Source organism: Pseudanabaena sp. BC1403 (assembly GCF_002914585.1).
Taxonomy (GTDB): Bacteria; Cyanobacteriota; Cyanobacteriia; order Pseudanabaenales; family Pseudanabaenaceae; genus Pseudanabaena.
In genome coordinates this window covers 324241-348224 of the sequence record NZ_PDDM01000001.1, presented here as the reverse complement: position 1 = coordinate 348224, position 23984 = coordinate 324241, and the positions used below count along the sequence as shown (strand labels likewise).

27 protein-coding genes are annotated in these 23984 nt (G+C 41.6%); 13 read left to right on the top strand and 14 right to left on the bottom strand.

The annotated features are described in order from the left end of the window. The first annotated feature begins 53 nt into the window (after positions 1 to 53). Positions 54 to 281 carry a hypothetical protein gene (locus tag CQ839_RS01595; RefSeq protein WP_103666518.1) on the top strand — a complete coding sequence of 76 codons (228 nt, stop codon included), beginning with the start codon at positions 54 to 56 and terminating at the stop codon, positions 279 to 281. A gap of 144 nt (positions 282 to 425) precedes the next feature. On the opposite strand, the gene CQ839_RS01590 is transcribed toward CQ839_RS01595, so the two are convergent. The 3 genes from CQ839_RS01590 to CQ839_RS01580 form a co-directional block, all read right to left on the bottom strand. Next, complete coding sequence (locus CQ839_RS01590) at positions 426 to 776, bottom strand: hypothetical protein (RefSeq protein WP_103666517.1); 351 nt, start codon at positions 774 to 776, stop codon at positions 426 to 428. Positions 777 to 852: 76 nt separating this feature from the next. Next, the gene (locus CQ839_RS01585; protein ID WP_103666516.1) at positions 853 to 2421 is read right to left on the bottom strand and encodes an SPOR domain-containing protein; all 1569 of its coding nucleotides are present in this window, start codon (positions 2419 to 2421) and stop codon (positions 853 to 855) included. Positions 2422 to 2431: 10 nt separating this feature from the next. Continuing rightward, positions 2432 to 3052, bottom strand: coding sequence for an RNA polymerase subunit sigma-70 (locus CQ839_RS01580; protein WP_103666697.1), 621 nt, complete (start codon positions 3050 to 3052; stop codon positions 2432 to 2434). A gap of 212 nt (positions 3053 to 3264) precedes the next feature. Here CQ839_RS01580 and CQ839_RS01575 point away from each other — a divergent pair, with 212 nt between their 5' ends. The 4 genes from CQ839_RS01575 (at position 3265) to CQ839_RS01560 (ending at position 5866) form a co-directional block, all read left to right on the top strand. Continuing rightward, positions 3265 to 3513 (top strand): hypothetical protein, encoded by a 249-nt coding sequence (locus CQ839_RS01575; protein ID WP_103666515.1) that lies wholly within the window; start codon positions 3265 to 3267, stop codon positions 3511 to 3513. Then, the gene (locus tag CQ839_RS01570) at positions 3494 to 3847 is read left to right on the top strand and encodes a type II toxin-antitoxin system PemK/MazF family toxin (protein ID WP_103666514.1); all 354 of its coding nucleotides are present in this window, start codon (positions 3494 to 3496) and stop codon (positions 3845 to 3847) included. Before CQ839_RS01575 ends, CQ839_RS01570 begins: the two co-directional genes overlap by 20 nt. A gap of 152 nt (positions 3848 to 3999) precedes the next feature. Further along, the gene (locus CQ839_RS01565) at positions 4000 to 4650 is read left to right on the top strand and encodes a C40 family peptidase (protein ID WP_103666513.1); all 651 of its coding nucleotides are present in this window, start codon (positions 4000 to 4002) and stop codon (positions 4648 to 4650) included. Positions 4651 to 4666: 16 nt separating this feature from the next. After that, a complete protein-coding gene (locus tag CQ839_RS01560) occupies positions 4667 to 5866 on the top strand; it encodes a DUF1176 domain-containing protein (protein ID WP_146048672.1) in 1200 nt (399 codons plus the stop codon). Positions 5867 to 5933: 67 nt separating this feature from the next. Here CQ839_RS01560 and CQ839_RS01555 read toward each other — a convergent pair whose 3' ends face one another. The 4 genes from CQ839_RS01555 to hpf all read right to left on the bottom strand — a co-directional run bounded on the left by CQ839_RS01555 (position 5934) and on the right by hpf (position 8705). Beyond that, positions 5934 to 7046: a TonB family protein gene (locus tag CQ839_RS01555; protein WP_103666511.1), complete on the bottom strand. Its 1113-nt coding sequence runs from the start codon at positions 7044 to 7046 to the stop codon at positions 5934 to 5936. 66 nt (positions 7047 to 7112) lie between these two features. After that, on the bottom strand, positions 7113 to 7547 hold the full coding sequence (locus CQ839_RS01550) for a biopolymer transporter ExbD (protein ID WP_103666510.1): 435 nt from the start codon (positions 7545 to 7547) through the stop codon (positions 7113 to 7115). Between the two features lie 38 nt (positions 7548 to 7585). Beyond that, entirely contained in the window at positions 7586 to 7972 is a 387-nt protein-coding gene (queF, locus tag CQ839_RS01545) for a preQ(1) synthase (RefSeq protein WP_103666509.1), read from the bottom strand. Between the two features lie 157 nt (positions 7973 to 8129). Further along, complete coding sequence (gene hpf / locus CQ839_RS01540) at positions 8130 to 8705, bottom strand: ribosome hibernation-promoting factor, HPF/YfiA family (protein WP_103666508.1); 576 nt, start codon at positions 8703 to 8705, stop codon at positions 8130 to 8132. Positions 8706 to 9037: 332 nt separating this feature from the next. Between hpf and CQ839_RS01535 the strand changes: the two genes are divergently transcribed. Further along, positions 9038 to 10627, top strand: coding sequence for a glucose-6-phosphate isomerase (locus CQ839_RS01535; RefSeq protein ID WP_103666507.1), 1590 nt, complete (start codon positions 9038 to 9040; stop codon positions 10625 to 10627). A 273-nt stretch (positions 10628 to 10900) separates the two neighbouring features. Further along, positions 10901 to 11437 carry a cyclic nucleotide-binding domain-containing protein gene (locus tag CQ839_RS01530; protein ID WP_103666506.1) on the top strand — a complete coding sequence of 179 codons (537 nt, stop codon included), beginning with the start codon at positions 10901 to 10903 and terminating at the stop codon, positions 11435 to 11437. A 70-nt stretch (positions 11438 to 11507) separates the two neighbouring features. On the opposite strand, the gene CQ839_RS01525 is transcribed toward CQ839_RS01530, so the two are convergent. The 3 genes from CQ839_RS01525 to efp all read right to left on the bottom strand — a co-directional run bounded on the left by CQ839_RS01525 (position 11508) and on the right by efp (position 12952). Next, positions 11508 to 11744 carry a hypothetical protein gene (locus CQ839_RS01525; RefSeq protein ID WP_103666505.1) on the bottom strand — a complete coding sequence of 79 codons (237 nt, stop codon included), beginning with the start codon at positions 11742 to 11744 and terminating at the stop codon, positions 11508 to 11510. A gap of 158 nt (positions 11745 to 11902) precedes the next feature. Then, positions 11903 to 12391 carry an acetyl-CoA carboxylase biotin carboxyl carrier protein gene (accB, locus tag CQ839_RS01520; protein WP_103666504.1) on the bottom strand — a complete coding sequence of 163 codons (489 nt, stop codon included), beginning with the start codon at positions 12389 to 12391 and terminating at the stop codon, positions 11903 to 11905. Continuing rightward, positions 12392 to 12952: an elongation factor P gene (gene efp, locus CQ839_RS01515; protein ID WP_103666696.1), complete on the bottom strand. Its 561-nt coding sequence runs from the start codon at positions 12950 to 12952 to the stop codon at positions 12392 to 12394. Between the two features lie 303 nt (positions 12953 to 13255). Between efp and trxA the strand changes: the two genes are divergently transcribed. Beyond that, a complete protein-coding gene (gene trxA, locus CQ839_RS01510) occupies positions 13256 to 13573 on the top strand; it encodes a thioredoxin (protein WP_103666503.1) in 318 nt (105 codons plus the stop codon). A gap of 74 nt (positions 13574 to 13647) precedes the next feature. Here trxA and CQ839_RS01505 read toward each other — a convergent pair whose 3' ends face one another. Then, positions 13648 to 14763, bottom strand: coding sequence for a GTP-binding protein (locus CQ839_RS01505; protein ID WP_103666502.1), 1116 nt, complete (start codon positions 14761 to 14763; stop codon positions 13648 to 13650). A gap of 318 nt (positions 14764 to 15081) precedes the next feature. Between CQ839_RS01505 and CQ839_RS01500 the strand changes: the two genes are divergently transcribed. Next, a complete protein-coding gene (locus CQ839_RS01500; protein WP_146048671.1) occupies positions 15082 to 15570 on the top strand; it encodes a hypothetical protein in 489 nt (162 codons plus the stop codon). Positions 15571 to 15572: 2 nt separating this feature from the next. Here the strand turns inward: CQ839_RS01500 and CQ839_RS01495 are convergent, their stop codons facing one another. Both CQ839_RS01495 and CQ839_RS01490 read right to left on the bottom strand, forming a co-directional pair. Then, positions 15573 to 15917 (bottom strand): hypothetical protein, encoded by a 345-nt coding sequence (locus tag CQ839_RS01495; protein ID WP_103666500.1) that lies wholly within the window; start codon positions 15915 to 15917, stop codon positions 15573 to 15575. 86 nt (positions 15918 to 16003) lie between these two features. Next, positions 16004 to 16576 carry a DUF6272 family protein gene (locus CQ839_RS01490; protein WP_103666499.1) on the bottom strand — a complete coding sequence of 191 codons (573 nt, stop codon included), beginning with the start codon at positions 16574 to 16576 and terminating at the stop codon, positions 16004 to 16006. A 197-nt stretch (positions 16577 to 16773) separates the two neighbouring features. Between CQ839_RS01490 and CQ839_RS01485 the strand changes: the two genes are divergently transcribed. The 3 genes from CQ839_RS01485 (at position 16774) to CQ839_RS01475 (ending at position 19258) form a co-directional block, all read left to right on the top strand. Continuing rightward, positions 16774 to 16995: a DDE transposase family protein gene (locus tag CQ839_RS01485; protein ID WP_181016051.1), complete on the top strand. Its 222-nt coding sequence runs from the start codon at positions 16774 to 16776 to the stop codon at positions 16993 to 16995. A 235-nt stretch (positions 16996 to 17230) separates the two neighbouring features. Further along, positions 17231 to 18025 (top strand): tryptophan synthase subunit alpha, encoded by a 795-nt coding sequence (gene trpA, locus CQ839_RS01480; protein ID WP_103666497.1) that lies wholly within the window; start codon positions 17231 to 17233, stop codon positions 18023 to 18025. A 48-nt stretch (positions 18026 to 18073) separates the two neighbouring features. Beyond that, positions 18074 to 19258: a coenzyme F420-0:L-glutamate ligase gene (locus CQ839_RS01475; RefSeq protein ID WP_103666496.1), complete on the top strand. Its 1185-nt coding sequence runs from the start codon at positions 18074 to 18076 to the stop codon at positions 19256 to 19258. Between the two features lie 118 nt (positions 19259 to 19376). Here CQ839_RS01475 and CQ839_RS01470 read toward each other — a convergent pair whose 3' ends face one another. Beyond that, positions 19377 to 21020: a ShlB/FhaC/HecB family hemolysin secretion/activation protein gene (locus tag CQ839_RS01470; protein WP_258040592.1), complete on the bottom strand. Its 1644-nt coding sequence runs from the start codon at positions 21018 to 21020 to the stop codon at positions 19377 to 19379. 404 nt (positions 21021 to 21424) lie between these two features. On the opposite strand from CQ839_RS01470, the gene CQ839_RS01465 reads away from it, so the two are divergent. Continuing rightward, positions 21425 to 23965, top strand: coding sequence for a filamentous hemagglutinin N-terminal domain-containing protein (locus tag CQ839_RS01465; protein WP_103666495.1), 2541 nt, complete (start codon positions 21425 to 21427; stop codon positions 23963 to 23965). The last annotated feature ends 19 nt before the right edge of the window (positions 23966 to 23984 follow it).

Below are 23984 nucleotides of genomic sequence, written 5' to 3'. Positions count from 1 at the left end.
AAATAGCTTGCCTATTTCTAAACTTTAAATCACAGAGAGGAGTTGGAAAGTATATGGTATATACCCCTTTGATTGGTTTCACTCTATTTGTCATCCTGTTTTTAGGAGCAGCATTTACCCTAAGTTATTTTTGGTGGGCTGATCGCTACAAAACTCCAGAAGTCATTGCCGCAGAAGTCATGCAGTTCTCAGAACAATTTACCAGCGCTTTGTCAGTTTTTGCCGTTGGGATGCTAGCCTTTGGCATTATGCTAATATTCCTAAATTTTTCCATCAAATAAAAAACGAAGCACTATGCAATCCCCTTTAAACCGCAAATAGTGCGAGGTAGAGCGAAGAGCCACCTCACACTATTTGCGGTTTAAATCAATTTCCAGCAAACGAACAAAAAAATACGCTTCGGATTTGAGCGCAGCACGCTGTAATTATAAAAATCCTACGGCTCCGCCTAGTAAAATACTCATTAAAGAGATCGCCACAGGATGAATCACTAAAGCCCAAATGTTGGGAATTTTAATCCCTTCGCAGAGCGGAAATATTAAACGCGCGATCGCAGCATTAATCATCAAAAAGCAAATTACCCATAGAGGAATCAATCGTAGATTCAAACCTACCAATGCAATCCAAACAAAAATATTTGCGATCGCAACTAACCCCACCCCCTGTACCCATGCTTTCCCAGATTCAATTGGGCGATTAGGCGACATCCATACCAGTCCCATCCATGTCAAGGCTGCCAACAAACCGCAGGCGATCGCATCGAAAAAAAAGTTCATATATTTTTGCGTCTCGCGAATAACATCTCATTGATAGCATTGTGTAAAGCTTCACAATACACAATGCTATCAATTTTTATTCAATTCTGGCAGGAATGCCCTGACTGCGCAATTGCTCAATACGTTGTTGAGCCGCATTAGCATCTCGATAAGAGCCAACTTGTACTTGTCCGTCACTAGGGCGCACATAAGCATCTCGGTCAACTTGCTGAGCGCTTGCTGCATAGCTATTCTCAACAACTACCCGATAGCTGCTACTTGGTGCGGGAGCCGCAGCAGGAGCCGATGACAAAGGTGCAGCATACTTCACAGCCGTATTGCTACGCGGAGTAACATAAACAGTCGTTGGCGCAGGGTTGGTGTCATTACGACTTGTGGTTGTGGAAGTCGATCTAGCTGTACTTGGAGAACTATTGGCTTTGCTAGTTTTAGGGCGGGGAGCAGGTGGATTATACGATGGCACAGGAGCCGAATCGTAATTTCTGCTAGGTGAACTATAGCTACGCTCCACAGGTGCTGGTGCTAAAGCGGGAGGTAGAGGCGACGCTGAAATTGGCGTTAATGTAGTTGATGGCACAGTTCTCAAAGGAGGACTAGGAACAAAAGCGCTATTTGGAGCGAATAAGCCTGATGGCTTTGTTGATGGTTTAGTTAATGGATTTTTGGTCGATACTGTAGGATCAGTTAACGATTTATTATTTGATAAGGTAGATTTATCACTAGCAAATGGCACAAAAGATAGTCCTGAATCATTGGCTTTTTGCTGCTGGTTTTGTAAATTAATGTCACTACCTAAGTCTGAGCTTTTAACATCAGTTTGGGTAGTTTTTGTGCGTGACTCAGGTTTGAACATTTTCATCACCCCAGATGGATCGACCATCAGATAGCCGATCGCGGCACTAGAGCAAAGCAACAGTAATAGTGAAATAATCCCCACTGGATTCATTAAGCTGCGTAAGGCACCTTTTTCGTTTGGTGCACTAGGAATCGGGTATGTTTCCTCTTGCTCAATAGATTCCTGTGAGACATCTGCATAATCATTGGCAAAGCTTTGCAAAATATCATCATCATCGGGTTCAGATACTCTTGCCATTGTGGGTGAAGTCATGCCGCTTGGCTCACCGTAGCCATTCATGTCTTGAGCATAGGGTAAATCTTGCTCGAAGCCATTACCATTCATGCTTTCAAGGCTATAGAGAGTTTCTAGCCCTTTAAAGTTATTTAACTCGGCAGTAGAAATATTAATCGATGGATTTGCTGGTAACCCTGTCCCTATTGGTGGCATTACAGGCATTTGAATTGTCCGCCGATCGCTTGTAGTTGGATCGGTTATTGGTGCGATCGGCGAGAGCGCGTCGGATAAACTTGGTGATGTCCAGATCGACTGAGTTGAGACAGCACGAGGTCGAAAAGGATTTAGGTATGAGATGGTTTGACCATTTGCCTGCCAATGGCGATAACGATCTAGCTCGTCATTGAGGCTCGCATCCAAACCAGCCAACGCTGTTTGCAAGACTGAAGAGTGAGCGATCGCAGGCAAAAAATCAGTCTCTGCGTCAGTACCCCTTGGGTTGTATGTTCTGGAAATAGTTGGAGAGATGGTTGGAGAGATGGTTGGAGAGATGGTTGGACTCAATGTTTGCATAATCTTTACCTCAGGCAGTAACGGCGGTTTGAGCTAGGTAAATGTCTCGGATATCTTTGGGAAGGGCATCTTCTAGGGCTTGATATGCCTTGACTAGAAGCTGTTTAACATCACTAGCAGAGATGTTTTCGCCTTCAGCATGTAAGTAAGCAGCGATGCGCGTATGGCTCCACTGAAAAGTTTGAGACAACAATAGTACCAGACGTAGGTTGCCAGCCATTTGATTTAGCGCTTGATTAAGGTAGCACCAAAATACTGGCGGTGTATCTTTAAGCGAATATTGGATCTCTTCAACAGGTGGTACTTCAGCACGATTAATCATCATTGCCGCAATATTAATCAGCCAACTTTGCAAGGATAATCTCGGCGTATTCGCTCGCAAGTCTAGTACTCGCATCTCATGGTAGATATATTCCCAAGTTTTCACAAATAAGTAGTCTGATTGCACTGGCGATCTTGTTGCTGTAACAATTAAGGTGTATAGCACTTGTCCATAGCGACAAAAAATCGCCGCAAAGAATTGACCCTCTTCAGGATGTCTTTGAAATAGCGTCACGAGTTCGCGATCGCTCTTCTGGAAAAGCGCCTGAATCTTTGGGTGATGAATTTCGGGAAGGGGGGGAAGCTGCACTGTCACGGCTATTGCTAGCTCACTTTTTTAGTTTTCAAATTTGATGCACACATACTAGCAGCAAAGTATGATAATGCAACCCGTAGTTCGTACTAATTGTTTTTAGCGCCGTAATTAAATGAGAGACGGCACTAAGCAGCACCCCTGTTTTTGGGCTTGGATTTTGGTATTCTAAAAGGTAACGTCGCTCCAAATCTATGGAATAGCTTGCTATGCTCACAAGTTTTGAAGGTTTATACCGTAATGGACAAATCAAGATCGGAGATCTACCCACAGGCATCCCCGATGGTACAAGAGTCATCGTCACATTCCTAAATTCAGGTGGGATTGATTTAGAATCCCTTGCTATTAATAAGGCAGATGCTCAGATATTACGATCCAGTCTATTTACCTTTGCTGAAGAGTGGGATAGCCCCGAAATGAGTATCTACGATAATTATGATGCTGCAAAAAAACGTTAAACGAGGAGACGTTGCTCTTGTAGTGTTTCCCAACTCAGATCTTATTACTGCAAAAACAAGACCTGCGCTAATTGTCCAAGCTGATAATTTGCAAACAGGACTTCCACAAGTGATAGTTGCGATGATCACTAGCCACTTGATTAGGAATATTCATCCCAGCCGAGTCTTAGTGATGTTGAATACGATCGCTGGCAAACAATCAGGGTTACTTACGGACTCGGTGGTAATGACCGATAACCTCACAACTATCACTATTTCATCTATTTACAATGTGATTGGTTCGCTACCAACCACTGAAATTGATAAAGCGTTGAAACACACTTTGGGAATATAAAGAAGAAAGGAGTCACTTTGCGACTCCTTTCTTCTTTATATTCCCAAATATGATGGCGGCGCAAAGCGCCATCATATTTGGGTTTTGTGTCCCAAGCAAAATTTGTATTGCTATAGTGGCTAGAGCAAAAAAATTAAGGGCAAAAAATTATCATGATTTATCGCAGTTTGGCTGACATTAATATTTACGATTCACCAAAACTCGATCGCCTAGCAACGCAGATGGCAAAGGGTCGATATTTGCAAGTACTAGAATCCGATCCAAATTTCCTCGAAATTAAATTACTTGAAGATGACTATACGGGGTTATTTGATCGTCAAGATTTTGAGAAATTAGAACTAAGCGATCGCCAAAGTTTTATCGATAATTTACCGCCAGCTTTAAGTACTCAAGAAATAAGCGATCGCCTTACTCAGGTAATTGCGTTTATTCAAAAAGCTATGGCAATACCCAATGAGTATTTGTGGGGCGGAACAGTTGCGCCAAATTATGATTGTTCAGGATTAATGCAAGCGGCTTTTGCCTCGGTTGGTATTTGGATACCTCGCGATGCCTATCAACAAGAAGTATTCGCCAAACCCGTAAATATAGAAGAAATCCAAATCGGTGATTTAATATTTTTCGGCAGTCCCACAAAAGCAACCCATGTTGGCATCTACATCGGCAATGGTGAATATATTCACAGCTCAGGGAAAGAGCATGGACATAACGGAATTGCTGTAAGTGAACTAGCAGGATTAGATCGAGTTTCCCAATGGTACGCTAATCAATTACGAGGTGCAGCTAGAATTTCAACATGTTAATAAGAACCAATTTTTTGTGGCGCGGCGAAGCCGCGCCACAAAAAATTGGTTCTTATCAGCAAGGTCGGAACTCTCATTTTGGTTTTATGTCTTAACTAAAGTGGCGATCGCTATACTTAGAAAGCAGATATCAGGAGCAGGAATCATGTTGCAAATTCGACTTGGCTTAATGACTGTGATGGCAAGCCTTGCATTTATTGGGTGTACTAATCAAGATGCGCCAAAATCATTACTGTCACCTAATAATTCGACGACCACGACAACCACGACAACCACTTCCAAAACGGTTTCTCCATCTCCTGATGCAACTCCAGCAACGACAAAGCCCACCTCAACATCCCCAAACACTTCTGCAAAAGCGATCGCAGTTGGCGATATTAAGGAAATTGAAGGTGATATTATCTGTGGCAAAACTAGAGTGATTTACGCCTATGGGGAAACCTCTAATTATCGAGTTTATATTTGTGCCGATGAAAAGGAACCTGCTCGCCCTCGCTATTACATTAGTCGTAACAAAGATGGTAGTGGTGGTTTGAACTTAGAAGCGATGAATTATAACCCTCAGAAAAATGGAGTGATCGAGTTTAGTAATGATGGATATATATATACGCTCGAATCACCTACCACTCAAAATCCTGAGCCTGTATTAAGGGTGACTTTTCCCGATCAAAAATTAACTGAAGAGAAATTAATGCGCTATCTTACGCGCTCAAATACATCTAAGCCAGTAACTTCTGCTGATGATCCATTGCAGTATGTGCTACAAAATCGCGAAAGTTTAGGGATTTGTAAGGATAACTTCCGTTCAGAAGATGGACAAAGAGGAATGGGTTCTAAAGCTTTCCAACTCACTGACAAAAAGTATTTGTTACAAATTCAATGTTTCCTAGCTGCTTATCAAGGAAACTTTGAATATGTCCTATGGATTGACGAAGCAGAGAAACCTCGTATCGTTCCTCTCCAGTTTGATAGTTTCCAAGAGATGAAGGAAGGTGAAAAGCCAAAACGGATCACGGAGAGGTCGATCGCAGGTTTGCCTAGAGTTAATGTGCGATCGCAGACTATGACTAACTTCACTAAGTTTCGAGGTGTTGGAGATTGTGGCTCATCAGCTCTTTATAAACTAGAAGGCGATCGCATGGTTTTACAAGAATATCGCGCTAAATATGCCTGTGATGGCAATTATGTCCAAGACTTTCCAATTATTTATCCATAAAATTAAAGATGGCGCGTTGCACCATCTTTAATGATTAGCAAAGGCTGTGCGTTGTGCAGCCTTTGGCCTAGCGGAATTTATATTTAGCGGTCACTTGACGATGTACGCCACTAGCAGGATCTTCAATTGGGTTGAATTTATAGCCCTTTGCAGCTTCTTTAGCTATATCATCTAACTCAGGAATTCCGCTTGAAACAATCTCTACGGTATTGTCAACGATTTTACCATTAGGGTCAACGAGCCAGATAAATGTGACTACGCCACTTTTCCCAGTGGTATTTGCTCGCTTGGGTGGAATCCACTCCACTCCTTTTTCTCGCTTATTGTTATCAAGATCAGATAGCAGTGCATCAGGATGCGCAATTTCTGTATCCCTAAGTAATTTTCTATTACGTAAACCTTGGATTTTTGGGTTTAAATAAGCCTCTATAGCATTACTGAGACCTTTAACTTTGCGATCGCCATCGACTCCTGTTTGGGTTGTGGCAATTTTATCAGGTGCTTTGTTATTGCCATTAGTTTTATTTGGTGCTATCACGTCCTTCTTGAGATTGCCATTTTTAAACTCAGGCTTCAGATTATCTGTTGGCTTCACAGGAGCAGTATTATCGATCTGTCCAGATTGAGTAAAGCGCTGGGGTGTTTGCTCCTTCGGTGTTGTAGGCTTAGGAGTTTGGGGCTTCACAAACTTTGGTATATCAGTGTCATTGGTTAATGGAGGAATCGAGTAAGGATCTGCAACTGGTTCTAAACCTTCAAATCTGCCAAGGTTATCTAAATCTAAGGTGGTTAGCGAACTACTAGAGGGATCAGGGAATATACTCTGGGGTGAACCAGATTTGGGCATGGTTTTAACGAAGAAATTATCTAAGGGCGATTTATTCGATTTTGAGTTAGTTGGTAATGGCTTGGGAGGTAGCTTGACAACTGGAACAGTTGAGACTACGACTTCACGAAGCTCTTCTTTTTTGATTGGATTTGGCGCGACTAAAGCAAAGACAGTATGGATTCCGAAAGAACCAACCACAAGCAACCAAAAAGGATGCTGCATGATTAGTCCACCTGCTTTATTTGCAAATTGAAGCATAGGATTATTAGCCACAACTGTATGTGCAGATTTAAACACAGTTGTACCCGTTTGACTTTCGGTCAGCTCACTTTTTGGTTCAGTAGGCAACATGGTTTTTTGCTTTTTTATAAGTATTTTGGTTTTGTAAGTATAAATTTACTAAGCAAAGCACTTGAATCAAGATCGAGACGTGGCGATCGCCACCCGATTACCAGCAATTGCCCTTAATTCTGACAGACGACTAATCACGATTTGATAAGAGACAGTAGAATCATCAGCACTAAGTACAACCACACCTCTCGTCGAGGCTGCTAAGAAGCTAGTGATCTCCTGAGTCAACTGCTGGAAAGGTATAGATTTTCCATCCTTTAACATTTGCCCCGCAGGATCAAGGGTGATGACGAAAACATCTTCTGGCTGAAGATCCCCTGAGTTTGAGTCGCCATTACTATTGCGATCGCTAATTGGTAAATCAATTCCAATCCGATTTGGCAAAGTCAGGGCTGCTGATAACAGGATAAAAAAAGCCAAAATAGAAAATACCACATCCAAAAAAGCTGTTAGATTGATTTCAGCATTAGCCGATGTTTGTTTCTTTTTGTGAATTTTCATAAATCAACTGCACTCATATCAATGTGACGAATCTAACGCTAGATTGTTTCTTGGGGCTTAGTGTAATTTACTTCCACAACAGTATGCACATTACCGCGAGGTGTAAAATCACCTTTGACATTAATTCTCAAGGGATCGCCCACCTTCACAAAATCATCAAGAATCTGATTAACAGCTTCTTCATGGGAAATAAAGCGATCGCGATAGCTGTTGATATACAACTTAATTGCCTTGAGCTCTACCAATAATAAGTTGGGTGTATAGGTAATATAAATTGTGGCAAAGTCTGGATAGCCTGAAAATGGACATTTACTAGTAAATTCAGGGAGAGTTATTTGGATTTTGTAATCTCTACCAATTCTGGGATTGGGGAAGGTGGTTAGAGTTGATTCTGCGATCGCTTGTTCGCCGTACTTAACAGTCATGTCTGCTCTGAGATAAAAAATAAAAAATAAAAAATGAACTTGTGCAAGATTTGCTTTAGTCTTCTAGCGTAGCAAATTTAAACTCAAAAAAAGGAAGGACGCTTTGCGTCCTTCCTTTTTTTTGAGTAGTGCTTAACGCACTCTTCTGAAGTTTGGCTTAATTTTTTTTAACATCATGGGGTTGGATTACACCATAGCCTCCATGATTTCGCTCGTAAACAACGTTGATTTCCCCTGTATCGGCGTTGCGAAAAACATAGAAGTCATGATCGATTAACTCCAACCGTTCAAGAGCCTCATCGACTGATAGTGCAGGCATAGCAAAGTATTTATTCCGCACAACTTGATTTGGCAATTCAACCACACGATTGCCATTTGGCATTGGTATGGGCGCTTGCTCAACTACGGCAATACTGGTTTTTGCAGCAGCACGATCGCTCTTGCGCTCCTTGAATTTCCGCAACTTGCGGGAAATCTTGTCAGCAACTAGATCGATACTTGCATACAAATTCTCGCTTTTCTCCTCGGCGCGGATCACAGATCCATTGGCATATACTGTTACCTCAGCCGATTGGCTAGAAGCAATGCGAGGGTTACGAGCAACAGATAGATGGACATCTACCTCTGTAGTTAATGCTTGGAAATGGCTCACCGCCTTGTCGATCTTTTGCTCGACATACTCGCGGATGGCTTCCGTGACTTCAATATTCTTGCCTTGAATTACAAGTTTCATCTCTATGACCTCGCTTCTGAGTCCCAAATCAGCTAAAAAATTGGAAACGCGCAATCTTGTTTTTAATTACCCCACTGCGCCGAATAGCTGATTTGGCTATGCAATCACCATAACACTTTGCAGGTATCAGCAACCCAAATTCGATGCACTTCTTAACGTAGATTTAACAACCGATTTTGGCGTTTTTAGCGTCTATAGCGCTAAAAATTCTAAATACAAAAAAGAGAGATGATCTCAATCTGTAGAAATAACAGCAAATAAGGTTGCTAGTTATCACTTACGATTGGGGTTATGCATCTTAAGCTATCCAGAAAAAGCAAAGTGAGGTTCGTATGAGTTCGGCTGTGGAACTGTGGCAACGTTATCAAGACTGGCTGTACTACCATTCAGAGTTGGGGCTGTACGTGGATATCAGTCGGATCAGGTTTACGCCAGACTTTGTGACACAGATACAACCTAAGTTTGTCAAGGCTTTCACCGATATGAAAGCTCTAGAGTTAGGCGCGATCGCCAATCCTGATGAACAGCGGATGGTTGGGCATTATTGGTTGCGATCGCCTGAAATCGCTCCTACTGAAGAATTGCGAAAAGATATTACAGAGACTCTTGATCGCATCGAAGATTTTACAAAGAAGGTGCATACGGGGATCATCCATCCACCAAGTGCGCCAAAGTTTACAGATATTCTTTCGATTGGCATTGGCGGATCAGCTTTAGGTCCACAATTTATAGCCCAATGTTTTGCTAAGGCCGATGTACCCCTCAAAATCAGTTTTATCGATAACTCCGATCCCGATGGGATCGACTTAGCGCTCGATCTATTAGGCGATCGCCTTAATACCACATTAGTCTTGGTGATTTCCAAGTCTGGTGGTACTCCTGAAGCTGCTAATGGCATGAAAGAAGCCGAGTTTGCCTTTAAAAAAGCAGGCTTAGACTTTGCAAAACAGGCGATCGCAATTACAGGTGTTGGCAGTGCATTGGAGAAATATGCGATCGCTGGTGGTTGGCTCGATCAATTCCCCATGTATGACTGGATTGGGGGCAGAACCTCAGAACTTTCGGCTGTGGGCTTATTACCTGCGGCATTGCAAGGCATTGACATTCGCGCAATGCTCCGTGGCGCAAGTTTGATGGATGCCGCTACCCGCATTGAGGATATTCGCCAAAACCCTGCGGCGCTTCTAGCGATGTCATGGTACTTTACAGGTAACGGTAAGGGCGAAAAAGATATGGTGGTTTTGCCATACAAGGATCGACTTTTGTTGTTTAGTCGCTATCTACAACAACTGGTAATGGAATCTCTCGGTAAAGAGAAAGATCTCGATGGTAATACTGTCTATCAAGGGATCGCAGTCTACGGGAACAAAGGCTCCACCGATCAACATGCTTACGTGCAGCAACTGCGTGAAGGTGTCCCTAACTTCTTTGCAACTTTTATCGAAGTTTTACAGGACTCGGCTAGGCCACATCCCGAAGTCGAAGCAGGTGTCGTCACAGGCGATTATTTACTAGGGTTTCTCCAAGGTACACGCAGCGCTCTATACGAAAATGGTAGAGATTCGATAACGGTCACCATCCCGTTTGTGTCTGAGCTTACCGTTGGCGCGTTAATTGCTTTGTATGAGCGAGCCGTAAGCTTTTATGCTTCGTTGGTAAATATCAATGCTTACAATCAACCTGGGGTTGAGGCTGGCAAAAAAGCTGGTGCAAAAGTACTTGCTTTGCAAATGAAGCTTGTTGAGACATTGAAAACGTCAAATGTTTCTCTCTCGCTCGAAGAAATTGCTGTCAGAATTAATGCTCTAGATGAAATTGAGTCTTTGTATCACATTGCTCGTCATCTTCATGCCAATTGCAAAATTCTATTTGAAGGAGATTTATCTAAGCCTAAAACACTGAAAATGATGTTGATTCCGTGATTTTAAGGCATAAGATAAAGGCGGCGCTATGCGCCGCCTTTATCTTATGCCTTAATTATTATTGAGATATCTATAGAAATATTAAATTACTTATGAGAGACTGCACCGAGAGGTAGTCACTCATCAATAATTTGGACTCACAAACGAAATAGTAATGCTAATTAAAAAATTTAAAATGTTATTTCTTAAATTTTTTAATTAGCATTACTATTTTCAAGAAAGAATCTGCAAGAATATGACTTCTTAAGTCTTATCCCGTAAACGAGGTTAAATGTGAAGAAAATTTTGCTTTTCTTTAGCGAACTCAATAATAGTGACCTTGACTGGCTTGTGCAGAAAGGAAAAAGCGAGACAATTGCCCCTGAACGCTTACTGATTCGAGAAGGTCAAATCAGTGAAGCTCTATATATTGTTGTGAGCGGATCGTTCAGTGTAGCTATCGAATCCCAAGATCACAAAGAACTTGCCAAAATTTCTGAAGGAGAAATCGTTGGCGAAGTATCTTTTATTGACACTAGACCCCCTCTTGCTAGTGTGCGATCGCTAGAAGAATGCGTCGTATTATCAATACCAAGAGTTCAACTCTTGTCAAAACTTCAACAGGATATAAATTTTGCATCGCGATTTTATCGCGCCATTTGTCTTTGTCTTTCTGATCGCCTACGTGGGACAGTTAGCCGACTTGGCTATGGCTATGATCTAGATGAGCTAGAATCGCAACTTAGTGGATTTGGTCAGTCTATGATTGGCAACTTAGAACTAGCCGAAGCAAAATTTAATTGGTTGATCAAAAATGTTCGTAAAGCTTAATAGATCAAGGAAGCAAATCTTGATTGCCTCACAGGTTGACGGTATCAAGATTTGAGCAGCAACAGTCATTTTAAGAAACATGAAAAATAGTAGCGCCAAGAATTGCTTCGACAACTGTGGCAATAACTAGCCCTGTCCAAAATTTTCCTGTGCTTTTACTAAATCCCAACGCATTGTCTTCGCGACTTGCTGTAAAGAACATTGACCAAGCTTGAGTTTCACTTAAGCGAGCAAACTGATTGAAGTCTTCGCGAAAGGCGATTGGGGTAAAAAGATTTTTGCCATTAAAGTCAAATTTGGTTTCCATTGTTTCCTCTGAAGAAGTTACTTGATGTTTGATGTAGATATCTTAACAATTGTTTACAATTAAAGGCAATATCTCTTAGGTGTGCTTTCCATTTACTCTTTAGACATAGAAAAGGCGGCACTTTGTGCCGCCTTTTCTATGTCTAAAGAGTCTATTGTTTAATTTGCTTCGATTCGCATTAAAACTTGACCATACTCAACTGGTTGAGTATTTTCCACTAGAATTTCTACGATTTTGCCAGAAGCTTCAGATTCGATCTCATTCATTAGCTTCATTGCTTCGATGATGCAAACTGTGTGACCTTTTTTGACTGTATCGCCAATCTCGATAAATGGAGATTCGTCAGGGCCTGGAGAGCGATAGAAAGTACCAACCATAGGCGACGTAATTTCGATCAGCTTTTTGGAAGGAAGAGAATCGGCGATCGTGGTGGTATGTGCCACAGTGTTTGTGGCAGTGTTCTCGATCGCAGTTGATGACATTGCGGAGACAACGGCAGGAGTTGGCATTGCCGCAGTTGCAGAATATCTATTTTCGCTTTTACGGATACTCAGACGGACATCGCCTGATTCTAGAGTCAGTTCGGTAATATCAGTCTTATTTAGAATCGTGACTAGTTCACGCACTTGCTCTAAGCTAAATTCCACCTAATTTTCACGCCCCAAATACGTGTCTTCACGAGTATCAATTTTGATGCGATCGCCAATATTCACAAATAGAGGAACATTGATTGATGCGCCAGTTTCCACCTTTGCAGATTTGCTGCCGCCCGTGGCAGTGTCACCCTTTAAGCCTGGATCGGTTTCGATCACTTCGAGGACGACCGTGTTGGGCAATTCTACTTCAATGATTCGTTCACCCCAGCGTACGACATTGACTTCCATGCCTTCTTTGATGTACTTGACACGAGTACCAATCTGGGAAGTAGTCAACGTGGCTTCGTCAAAGCTCTGCATATCCATAAAGACATAATCATCGCCTTCTTTATAGGTATGCTGCATTGAGCTTTTTTCTAGAACCGCTTGAGGGAGTGTCTCGCCAGCTCTAAAGGTCTTTTCTAATGTTTTACCCGTCATGGCGCTTTTTAGTGTGGTGCGAACAAATGCGGAACCTTTGCCTGGCTTTACGTGTAAAAATTCAACTACACGCCACACTTCGCCATCAAGTTCAATTGTTACACCGGGTCGAAAATCGTTACTAGAGATCATTGCAGGTTGAGTAATAGCCAGTGACAATTTTAGCTTAGCGATGTAACCTTTGCGACAAAAAATATTAAAACCAATATAAAAGCAGGTGGGACGCATCTGCAATTCGCATTATCAAAATAGGTCTTAATTGAAAGTCTGCCGAAGGCAGACTTTCAATTAAGACCTATTTTTGGGTTTGCTGCACCAAAAGTGAAGTAACCCCAAAAATAGGATTCATGATGAGGATATCTGGGGACGCATTGTAGCTCTACTACTTTTATGGCAATTGTTATAGAATTGAGTTTTTATAGGAGAGATCGGCACATGTCAGTAAAAAAGCAGTTTGGTAGTTTTGACGAATTGTTGGAAAGTTCAGAATTGCCTGTACTTGTTGACTTTTATGCACCTTGGTGTGGTCCCTGCCAGCTTATGACAGGAATTTTGGACAAGGTTAGTGAAAAGATGAAAGACAAAGTTCAGATTGTGAAGATCAATACTGATAATTATCCCGATCTCGCTTCTCAGTATAAGGTTTACGCTTTGCCAACATTGGTTCTGTTTAAGGATGGAGCACCTGTTGATCGAGTTGAGGGGGTAATTCAAGCCGATCAATTATGCGATCGCATAGCTGTTCACGCCTAATCAAAAAAAGCACCAGTAAAGGTGCTTTTTTTAGTCCTTAAGAGGCAATAATGAGCCGCTCATTATTGCCTGATTTAGGCAAGACAATCTGTAAGCTTTGCTAGTAGCTCTTCACGATGTAAATTGCGCCCAATGATCACCAGTTGATTATTTAAAGATTTGCCGCGATCGTCAGTTTTGAGTTCATAGCGTTTGCCACTGAGTTGAAAGACATAGCGGCTGTCGATATTAGCGAACCATAAAATACCCTTGGCACGGAAAACATCGATTGGTAATTGCTTGTCCAGAAAGTTTTGAAATTTATCAAGATCAAAAGCGCGATCGCTTTGAAATGAAATTGAGATAAATCCGTCGTTTTCGAGGTGATTAGAATGGTGATGATGATCATGGTCGTGATGATCATGTTGGCAATTGGCATCGTGGCTGTGTTCATGGGCATGAGCGTGGTCGTGGTCGTGGTGGGCGTGCTCGTCATGCTCGTGATGATCAGCCTGTTGGCTAGACTCTTTGGTAGCAGCGATCGCTGATTGGTCGATCTGAATATCCAGAATTAGCGGTAATGGGACAACTCCTAAATGCGATCGCAAAATTCTGGCTTTAGTCTTGGTTTTGTGAATGTAAGTTTCCAGCTCTTGTAGCTTTTCTTCGGGAACTAGATCGGTTTTATTAAGAATAATAATATCGCCATACATGATTTGAGCATAGGCAGCATCACTATTGAAATGGTCAGATGTAAAAGCTTCAGAGTCAACAACTGTCAAAATCGAATCAAGACGAGTTAAATGCTGTAGCTCAGTGCCTAAGAATGTTAAGGCGATCGGTAAAGGATCGGCTACGCCAGTAGTTTCGACAATCATGTAATCAATGCGATCGCCTTTTTCAAGGATACTATAAACCGCATTAACTAGACCATCATTGATGGTGCAGCAAATACAGCCATTGCTTAGTTCCATCATGTTTTCATCGACTGAAACTAACAATTGACTATCGATGTTGATATCGCCAAACTCATTTACTAAAACCGCGACCTTCAAATCCTGTTGGTTTTGTAAAATGTGATTGAGCAAGGTGGTCTTACCACTGCCTAAAAAACCTGTAATGATCGTAACTGGCATCCCGCGTTTGGGGACATCTACATCAATAAAATCTGGTGTAATTTCTTGTTTAACAATGCGATCGGAAGTGAGCATGGACTTTAGGCAAGAATAACTTTGATTATCATTTTAGCTGATCGTCACATAGCTCATCAAAACCGATTTTGGTGTTTCCAGCGCCTTCGGCGCTGGAAACACCAAAATCGGTTTCATAATTTGAATTAGTTATGAAGATTTTTAGCATCGCAATCGCTGGAAACCTCAAAAAGGATTTTGATGAAATCTCGTTGTCGGCAAACTTTCATCAAAATCCTTTTTGAAAATTATAATTGTTGTAATGTCCAGCATTTGACTTTACTTTCTGAGTTTTATGTCCTAATTTTACTAAAGATAGCTTTATCATTGCGAATCATCATGTCAGTTCTCGAAGCTCAAATTCCCTTTAGCCTAGACAATATCCTAGCCGCATTAGAAGAGCGTCTAGAATTGGAAGAAGCGATCGATGGGTTGCCACTAACACAAGCATTAGAGAAATGTTTGACCTTTGCAGATGCTAATAGCTTAGTAAAGCTTTCTGAGTTTATCAAACAAGAAATTTATGGTTATGGTAGTTCTCCCCCAAGCTATCGATATGTTCAATTAAGCTATTTCGATGCTGGCGGACAGTTGATCAATGGATTAAATCAATACAGTATTTACCCTATAGTTACAGGGGTTTGTAAATTAGAACTACATCTAAAGAATGGATTAACATTGATTCTGCCAAAACAGATTTTGACATTTTTGTCGCAAGTCTCAGGTCAAGAAGTAGATACTGGTCATGTTTCACCAAACCTAATCAAAAACCTTTTAGAGACTATTCGCAAAGAAACTATTGTGAAATTTATGGAGATCGCCACTTAGTCTCAAAACCATTCCAACTTAAGCGCAGGCATCAGTCTTTGTAAGTTTTTTAAGGATTTCCCTTGCCAAGGAACACTTTCAGAACCTTGCACAGTAATCTTAATTGTTTCTTTTTGGCGAACTTTGATCACGAATTTGGATAGGACATTAATACCTGAGCTATTTAAAAATTCTAACTGACAAAGATTTAAGGTGATCTTTTTTGGGCTTTGTGCAATGACATTCTCTAAAACTTGCACAATTGGAGCATATTCTTCTGTCCCTGCTAAACGTAAAGATCCTTGGCAATAGATAACTGTATCTGATTGTTCATACCAGACTCTATAGTCATCTCCTTTAACTTCCATTATTTAAATTCTCCTGATAAAAATTTGATTCATATTTCCCAAAAAAGTCACTAGGGATCAACCTAATAATTTTGTTGAATATTTTGCTATAGGGGTAACTGCACCATTGTTGTCACAATTGTGGCTGGCTTATCAGAAATCTGTTCAAACTTCCATCCCAGAACTGCATCATAATCCATGATCATGGTCAAATAGCCAAGTCCAGAACTTTCGGATTCGTCATTGTCAGAGCTTTTTTCGACTTGGTTTATATACATTTCACCAATATCGCTAGTGGTAATTTTCTGCAAGTAAGCCTGAAAATCAGTGATCGCATCTTGGCAAACACTATTTTTTGATACAAATATTAGGCGATCGCTAAATAGATGCACTTCTAGATTGACTGGTTGTCCTACACTTTTATCACTATATTTCATTGCATTTTCCAGCAATTCATTAGCGACAAAGCTAACTGCATGACGTACTTCAGTTTGTTTGTTTAAAGCAGCACTAGTATCACCAGGGAAAAAGTTCTTGACATAATCTCCTAGGAAATCAGCCGAAAGCCCATTGGTCTTCCAACGTAGCTGGATTGGTAAAGATGATGGAGAAAATCCTAGAACCAAAAATTCGCTTCTTTCGGGAAAATTTTCTGTGAATTCTCCAAAGACTTGCGCCATAGTTAACGCCATTTTTTAATGTTTGTAGTTATTTAGGATTTCTTAAGTGGTCTGCTATATCTTACAAAAGCTTAACAAATCTATGATTTCTTTTACTACGTTTAGGGACTTGATGCAACCTGTTAAATTACATAAATACTAGAGTTTGTCTTTGGAAAACTCTAGTATTTATGTAATTTAGTACCACGATAAATTCTATGTCTGCTCAAATTGACAACTCACAAGATCCTAGCGATCGCAATGCTTCAGAGCAATGGTTTATTTGTAAACTTGATACGGGCGTTTGCGAGATCGTCAAAAGCGATCGTAGTGAAGAAATCGCAAATTCATTAGAAACTTGGGGTGCTTTTGCCTCTCAGGGCGAAGCGATCGCTAAACGAGTCGGACTAATCCGCGCTGGAAAATGCAAACCGCAATAAGTTTTTGATTTCCTGCCTTTGGCGGCAGCAGTTCTCATTATCAAAATCGGTTATTTGAAAGCCCGCCAAAGGCGGGCTTTCAAATAACCGATTTTGGTGTTTCCAGTGCCGAAGGCGCTGGAAACACCAAAATCGGTTTCATAATGAGAATTGCTGCTTTGGCGGGGGATCAGCAACAAGTAGCCATGAGGCGCTACTATAATACGGGACTACACTTTGTGGGAATTTTTACGTCATGATATCCGTTTCCGCTCGATTTGAAGAACTGCGAGCTAAAGGGCAAGCCGCGCTCATTCCATTTATTACGGCTGGCGATCCTAACTTAGAGACAACAGCAAAAGCTTTGCGGGTCTTAGATCAAAACGGTGCGGATATAATCGAGCTTGGTGTACCTTACTCAGATCCATTAGCTGATGGTCCCGTAATTCAAGCCGCAGCAACAAGAGCTTTGCAAAATGGGACAACACTGGAAAAAGTTTTAGATGTTGTGCGAACTGTTGCGCCAAATCTGCGATCGCCAATTATTTTGTTTACTTATTACAACCCAATTTTGAATATGGGTGCAGAAAAGTTTTTGCAAACAATTTATGAAGCAGGGATTAGAGGTTTAGTTGTTCCCGATTTACCTCTGGAAGAATCTCATGTTTTGTTAGAGCCTGCGCAAAAAGTTGGGATTGAAGTGATTTTGTTAATCGCTCCTACTAGCCCACCTGAGCGCGTAGCAGCGATTGCGGAGAAGTCACAAGGCTTTATCTATGTAGTTAGTGCTACGGGTGTTACAGGCGTGCGTACCGAAGTTGCAAAGGGAGTAAAAACGATGATCGAGCAACTGCGGGTGATCACAGACAAACCGATCGCTGTTGGTTTTGGTATTTCGCAGCCTGAACATGCTAAGCAGGTAATCGACTGGAACGCGGATGGAGCGATCGTTGGGAGTGCGATGGTAAGAAAGCTTGCAGAACCTGATGGTGGCTTACATGCGATCGCTGAACTTTGCAAAACTCTCAAGCAATCAATTAGTAGAGACTAGATCTTAGGGATTGGAGCTTAGAGATTAGGAAGTAGAGATTTAAGGCTTATGAATATTTTGATTGTTGCGGGTATTGCGTTCGCGGTTTTTGCTGTTCTAGTTTTGCTGTTGTGGTTATTGTTTGAGTGGCAATACATGACTCGCCAAGGAAACTTACTAGAATTTGATAGTGGTCTTTGGCAATTTTTGGCCTACGAGCCAGAACACTATCGTATTGAGTTATTGCTCACAGGAACCAACAAAACTCGTAATCTGGATGTGTTTCTAGTAGAAGTAGAGCCAGAGATCTCGATGCTTTCTAGCGATAATCTTGATGGCATTAATAGCAAAGTCGAGTTGCGATCGCGCCATCCAAATTCTGCTAGTCGTAACGATAACTATTGGGAGTCATATATTGTTACTCCTAATCACAGTACAGGTGTCGAGATTCAAATTGACCTCAGTGGCAAAAACTTAGAAGAACTGAAGACTGTATGGGTACGTGTCCATTACACAATTTATGGGCCAGCAGGACGCGAAGAAAAAGTCAAACATTGCATTATTCCCTTACAGTTTCCTGATGCAAATCAAAGGGAACGTTGGCGACCCACACCTGATGCGGATGTGTTGCCTATCCGCACGCACATTTTATCGGCGGGAGATAATCCAGTTGAAGTGATGCAGCGCTATGTGATGAGTCATGCTCAAGCAGGTGATATTGTCACGATCGCGGAAACGCCGATCGCAATTATGCAAGGAAATTTCTATCATCCCAGTGACATTAAGCCTAAGTGGTTAGCTAAACGTCTTTGCTATTACTTTAAAAGCACTTCTAGTCTCGCCACTGCTTGCGGTTTACAATCCCTGATTAATGAGTCGGGCGCATGGCGAGTAGCTTTTGCTTTTATTGTCGGAGCTTTAGCTAAGGCATTTTTGCGAGTGCCTGGGGTGTTTTATATGCTGGCTGGCGATCAAGCAAGATTGATTGATGATGTGACAGGAACTTTGCCTCCGTATGATCAGTTTATTGTCTTAGGCCCGAAAAATCCTCAAGCTGTAGTTGATGAAATCAAGGCAGGGACGGGTCTAGAAGCTGCGATCGTGGATGTAAACGATTTACGCCGTGTGAAGGTCTTAGCATCGACTTCTGGGGTGTCTGAGAAATTGCTCAATCAAGCTCTATTAATGAATCCTGCGGGTAATGCTTCCGAGCAGACTCCAATCGTTTTGATTCGCCCTAATAGTGGCGTATAAATTTAGATGTGCGTGGCTCTGCCCCGCATAAAAAACCAAAAAAATTTTAAAAGGCTTGCTTTGCAAGCCTTTTAAAATTTTTTTGGTTTTGATAAAAGCGCTTAGCGCTGTAGCATTTTTAGAACTGGTAACCTAAGCTGAAATAAAAGGCGGATTCTTGTAAGTTAGAGCTGCGATCGCTGAGATTAACAAAGGGAATTGCGTAATCTAAGCGCATATTTAATCTTTCTAATGGCGTAAATAGCAATCCCAGTCCACCACCAGCTAAAAAGTTCTGATTAGGTAAAGTGTTGGGATTATTGGGATGATTCCAGATTACCCCAGCATCTAAGAATGGAATGATTTGCAGTAAGGCAGCATTTTGCTCATTGCGGAGTGCCACCAACCGATTTTCTATGGAGAAGCGAATTCCATTATCACCAGTGCGGGCATTTTGGCGAAATCCTCGCAAAGACTGACCACCACCAATCGTAAATTGCTGTGAAGAGAGCAGCGGATTGGCAGATAGTTGCAAATCTAAAGCGCCAATCAGTAATGAATCCGCTCCTAAGGACTGTACACGCTGAATCTGTCCAAGCCAGCTTAGGAAGGAACCACTCGGGGTCGTGACGTTGGTAGAGCCAAATAAACCTGTGCCTAAACTAAACTGCGATCGCAATGACCAAGCGCCAGCGAGATCGCGTAAGGTGTAGTCCTGACCAAACTTGATGACACTAGTACGGGTTGTCCCATCTGGCTCTGGCCCAATGCCAAAGGGGGTGGCAAGGTTATTAAAAGCAAATGTTTGTCCATTTTGATAGCTATAGCCAATGGATAAAGCAAATTCTTCTACACTTGACCTAACTAACGGCTGACGAAAAGTCAAGTCAAAGAGATTACTATTTCCGCGAATATTTAGTACGTCAAATGGAGCTTGAGTGATTCGATAGTTACTGGGAGAATATCGCAATGACAAGGTTCCATTCATGGGATTGAGTGGAATATTATAAGAAAGATCGTATTGATTAGAGCCTCCTGTAGTTGTTCCGTAATAGGAAGCAGCCAATGTGTCGCCATTGCCAGAGAGGTTCCGAAAGAATAACCCGCCGCCGTAACGTTCTGAACCGACTGCGGGAGGAGAGAAGTTATCGATACTAGCAAATCCACCAAACTGATTTGCTTCTTTAACTGTAACGACGAGAATACTACTATCGGGCTGACTTCCTGATTTTAAACTTGCTTCAATATCGCTAAATATGGGATCTGCGCGTAACAATCGCAACTGATCTTCGAGTTTGGCCGTGTTGAGAGGTGTGCCAGTCGCTAATTCCACTCGCGATCGCACATAATCGGGATTAGTATTTTTTAAGCCGATAATTTCAATTTTCTCGACTCTACCTTCAATAACTTTAATCGTGACTATACCATTAGCAGTTTGCTGTGCATCGACTACTGCTTGAGAAGTGATGTAGCCGCGATCGGCATAGATTTGTGTAACTAATTGAGCTGCTTTTTCGATCTGTTCAGGAGTTACTTGTTGTCCTTCTATGGTTTTAGAAATTGCTGCTATCTCAGCACTAGTTAAGATGGTGCTACCAATAATTTCAACTTTTTTGACTGCGATCGCTTGAGCTATTGGGGATAGAACTACAGGCGATGGGTTTGGAAGAGAAACACCAGAATTAATCGTTTCTCCTGCTGCCATTTCCACGGAGCCAAGGAGAATAACGATCACAGCTAAGAAATGTGAGTGATGATGACTAATTAGTTTGAATAAGCTCATGCTAATATCAATTTTGGATAGCTACAGTTCACCAAAGAATAACTTGAGATTGGAGATTTAGGGCACAATTTTTTACTTCTTGGTGTTCAATACACAAAAGTTAATATGATTTACAACATTTCTCAGATGTTTCAATGTTATAAAAGTTTTTGTCATGTGCCAACGGTTCTATGATTTGAAAGAATAAGGAACCATTTAAGAATTACTTTCTGCAATCAAAAACTCTAAGAGATCTCCCCATTCCCCTTTCTTATAAAGAGAAGCTGGGTGGCTAGACAATTCTTAAATGGTTTCTAAGATCTGTCGCAAGCATACTCTTAATTAAAATAATTAAAAGTAGTTAAAATAGTTAATAGCAGTTAAAAATAATATTTATTTCAACTTATAACAAAAGGAGAAACTCAATGTCAGTAGTTGTCAAGAGTAATTTTATGCAAATTAGACGAGCAGCGATCGCATTGCTATTGATGCAACCTTTTGTTATAGGAAGTGCTGCTTTTGCTCAGTCAATTGTGCCAACTCAAGGCTCAGGTAATTTAGGAACACAAGTAGCCCCTGATATTACTAACGCTCAACAATTAAATATCACAGGTGGCACACAAGCCGCCGCAAATCTCTATCACAGTTTCCAGCAATTTGGCTTAACTCAGGGAGAGATTGCCAACTTTATGTCTAACCCTAGCGTTCAGAATATTCTGGCGCGGGTGTCTGGTGGTAATGCTTCTGTGATTAATGGACTCATTCAGGTTACGGGTGGTAATTCTAATCTCTATTTATTAAATCCTGCGGGAATTATTTTTGGAGCTAATTCTAGTTTGAATGTTCCTGCTGCGTTTACGGCGACTACGGCAAGTGGAATTCAGGTGGGTAATAGTTGGTTTGGAGTAAATACAGGGATTGATGATGTCAAAAAGTTAACTGGAACTCCCCAAGCTTTTGGCTTTGCTAGTTCTAATTCAATGCCAACGAGTGAACAACCTGCTGCGATCGTTAATGCTGGCAACCTTACTGTTAAAGAAGGACAGAGCATTACTCTTGTGGGTGGTTTGGTAATTAATACAGGCACAATTACTTCACCATCAGGCAAAATCACGATCGCTGCATCAGCAGATGGAAAATACGTCAAAATTACACCTGAAGGAAGCTTGCTGAGTTTGCAACTACCGATCGCTGATCAGAATCAATTAGCGCAGTCAAATGTTCAGGCCAAGGATCTACCAAATCTACTGACTGGTTCTGCAAACCTTCGCAATATGACGGGTTTAAATACTGATGCTTCAGGCAATGTGCTTGTGGCGAATACAGCGATTCCCAATACTGCGGGAACTGCGATCGCGTCAGGCAATCTCAATGTGTCGAGCACTACGGCTAAAGGTGGCGAGATTAATGTCTTAGGCGATCGCGTTGGTCTAGTTTCTGCAAATATCAATGCTTCGGGTGCGATCGGTGGCGGAACAGTTTTGATTGGTGGTGATTATTTAGGTAAAGGTATTGTTCCCAATTCCCAAATTACTGTTATTGATCAATCATCAACGATTAATGCAGATGCGCTACTCTCAGGGACTGGCGGAAAAGTAATTGCTTGGGCAAATGATAAAACTAGTTTTAGTGGCAAAATTTCAGTGCGCGGTGGCATTAATGGAGGTAATGGAGGCTTTGTCGAAACTTCTGGCAAAAACTATCTAAATATTCAGAATGCATCTGTAGATGCTGCTGCTCCCCAAGGCAGCATCGGCAGCTGGCTCCTCGATCCATTAAACATTATTGTTCAGATTGGGGGAACTGCGACGTTAGCAGATATAGCTAATGCCGCAGATACCGTCACTACCTTCACAATTTCCCCTGCAATAATTTCGGCGGCGGTGGCAAATGTGACATTTGTCGCATCTAACGATATTACCTTTAGCGATAGTGTAGTCATGAATAATGCAGGAGTGGGGTTGACAGCTACGGCTGGAAGAACCTTGACCTTAGCGGCTGGAGCCGACATTACTACGCAGGACGGTGCGATTAATTTTACGGCTGCCAATATGAATATTAATGCCAGACTCAACACTGGTGGTAGTGGTTCTCCAATTAGCTTGAATGCCACGGGTGATATTACGATCGCCTCTCAGGGAAGTACTTTTTTTGACCCCGCTATTGTCGCTGGCAATGTATCCATCGTCACTACAAATGGCAATATTTCCACAGGAAGTATTCAAGCAATTACAACTTCAGGCAGTAATGTTTCTTTAATTGCTAACAATGGAAATATTACTCTTGATGGTTATATTCAATCTGGTTTTGTGAATAATGCTGCAAGCGACAGTACGATTACGATTAGAGGTAATAGCTTTCGAGCTATCAATCCTATCCAAGGGCCTGCAAATATCGGTAATCAACAGATTCCACTTAGTCTAGTAGTTTTTAACGCTAACCAACAGAATAATAATCCCGTTACGCCGTTACCACGACGAATTGAACTAACCCTACCCAATGACACCCAGCCTAGAATTGTTGCAGGTAGTGCTGCTGATCCCTTAAGTATTTCAATTGTGATTCTGCAAGATACTTCGTTTAAGTTCTCTAAAATTACGCCAACCACTTTCGGTGTAAATTCCCCTGTTGATTCACTTTTACCTACAGGTAGCGGCATTGAGGGAGCAATTAGTATTGGTAGTACCAACATTCCCCCCAATGTTTTGGTTCTAGTCTCTGACCAGTCATTTAGTTCTAATAGTGGGCTTGCGAATACCTTGACTGCGACTAACACTTTGAGTAGCGATGCGATCGCATCTGCTCGTACTGCTGACTTGCAAGCAAATGCTAGTGAAGTAAAGGAATGCGAACCTACTGGGACAAAGAAACCAATTTTGAACATCACTGCATCCGTGCCCTCGGCAACGGTAACTCGTACTGCCCAAAATCAAAATCGTTCAAATTTGCCACCATGCAAAGAATAGTTTAAAGAATTTGTGAGAT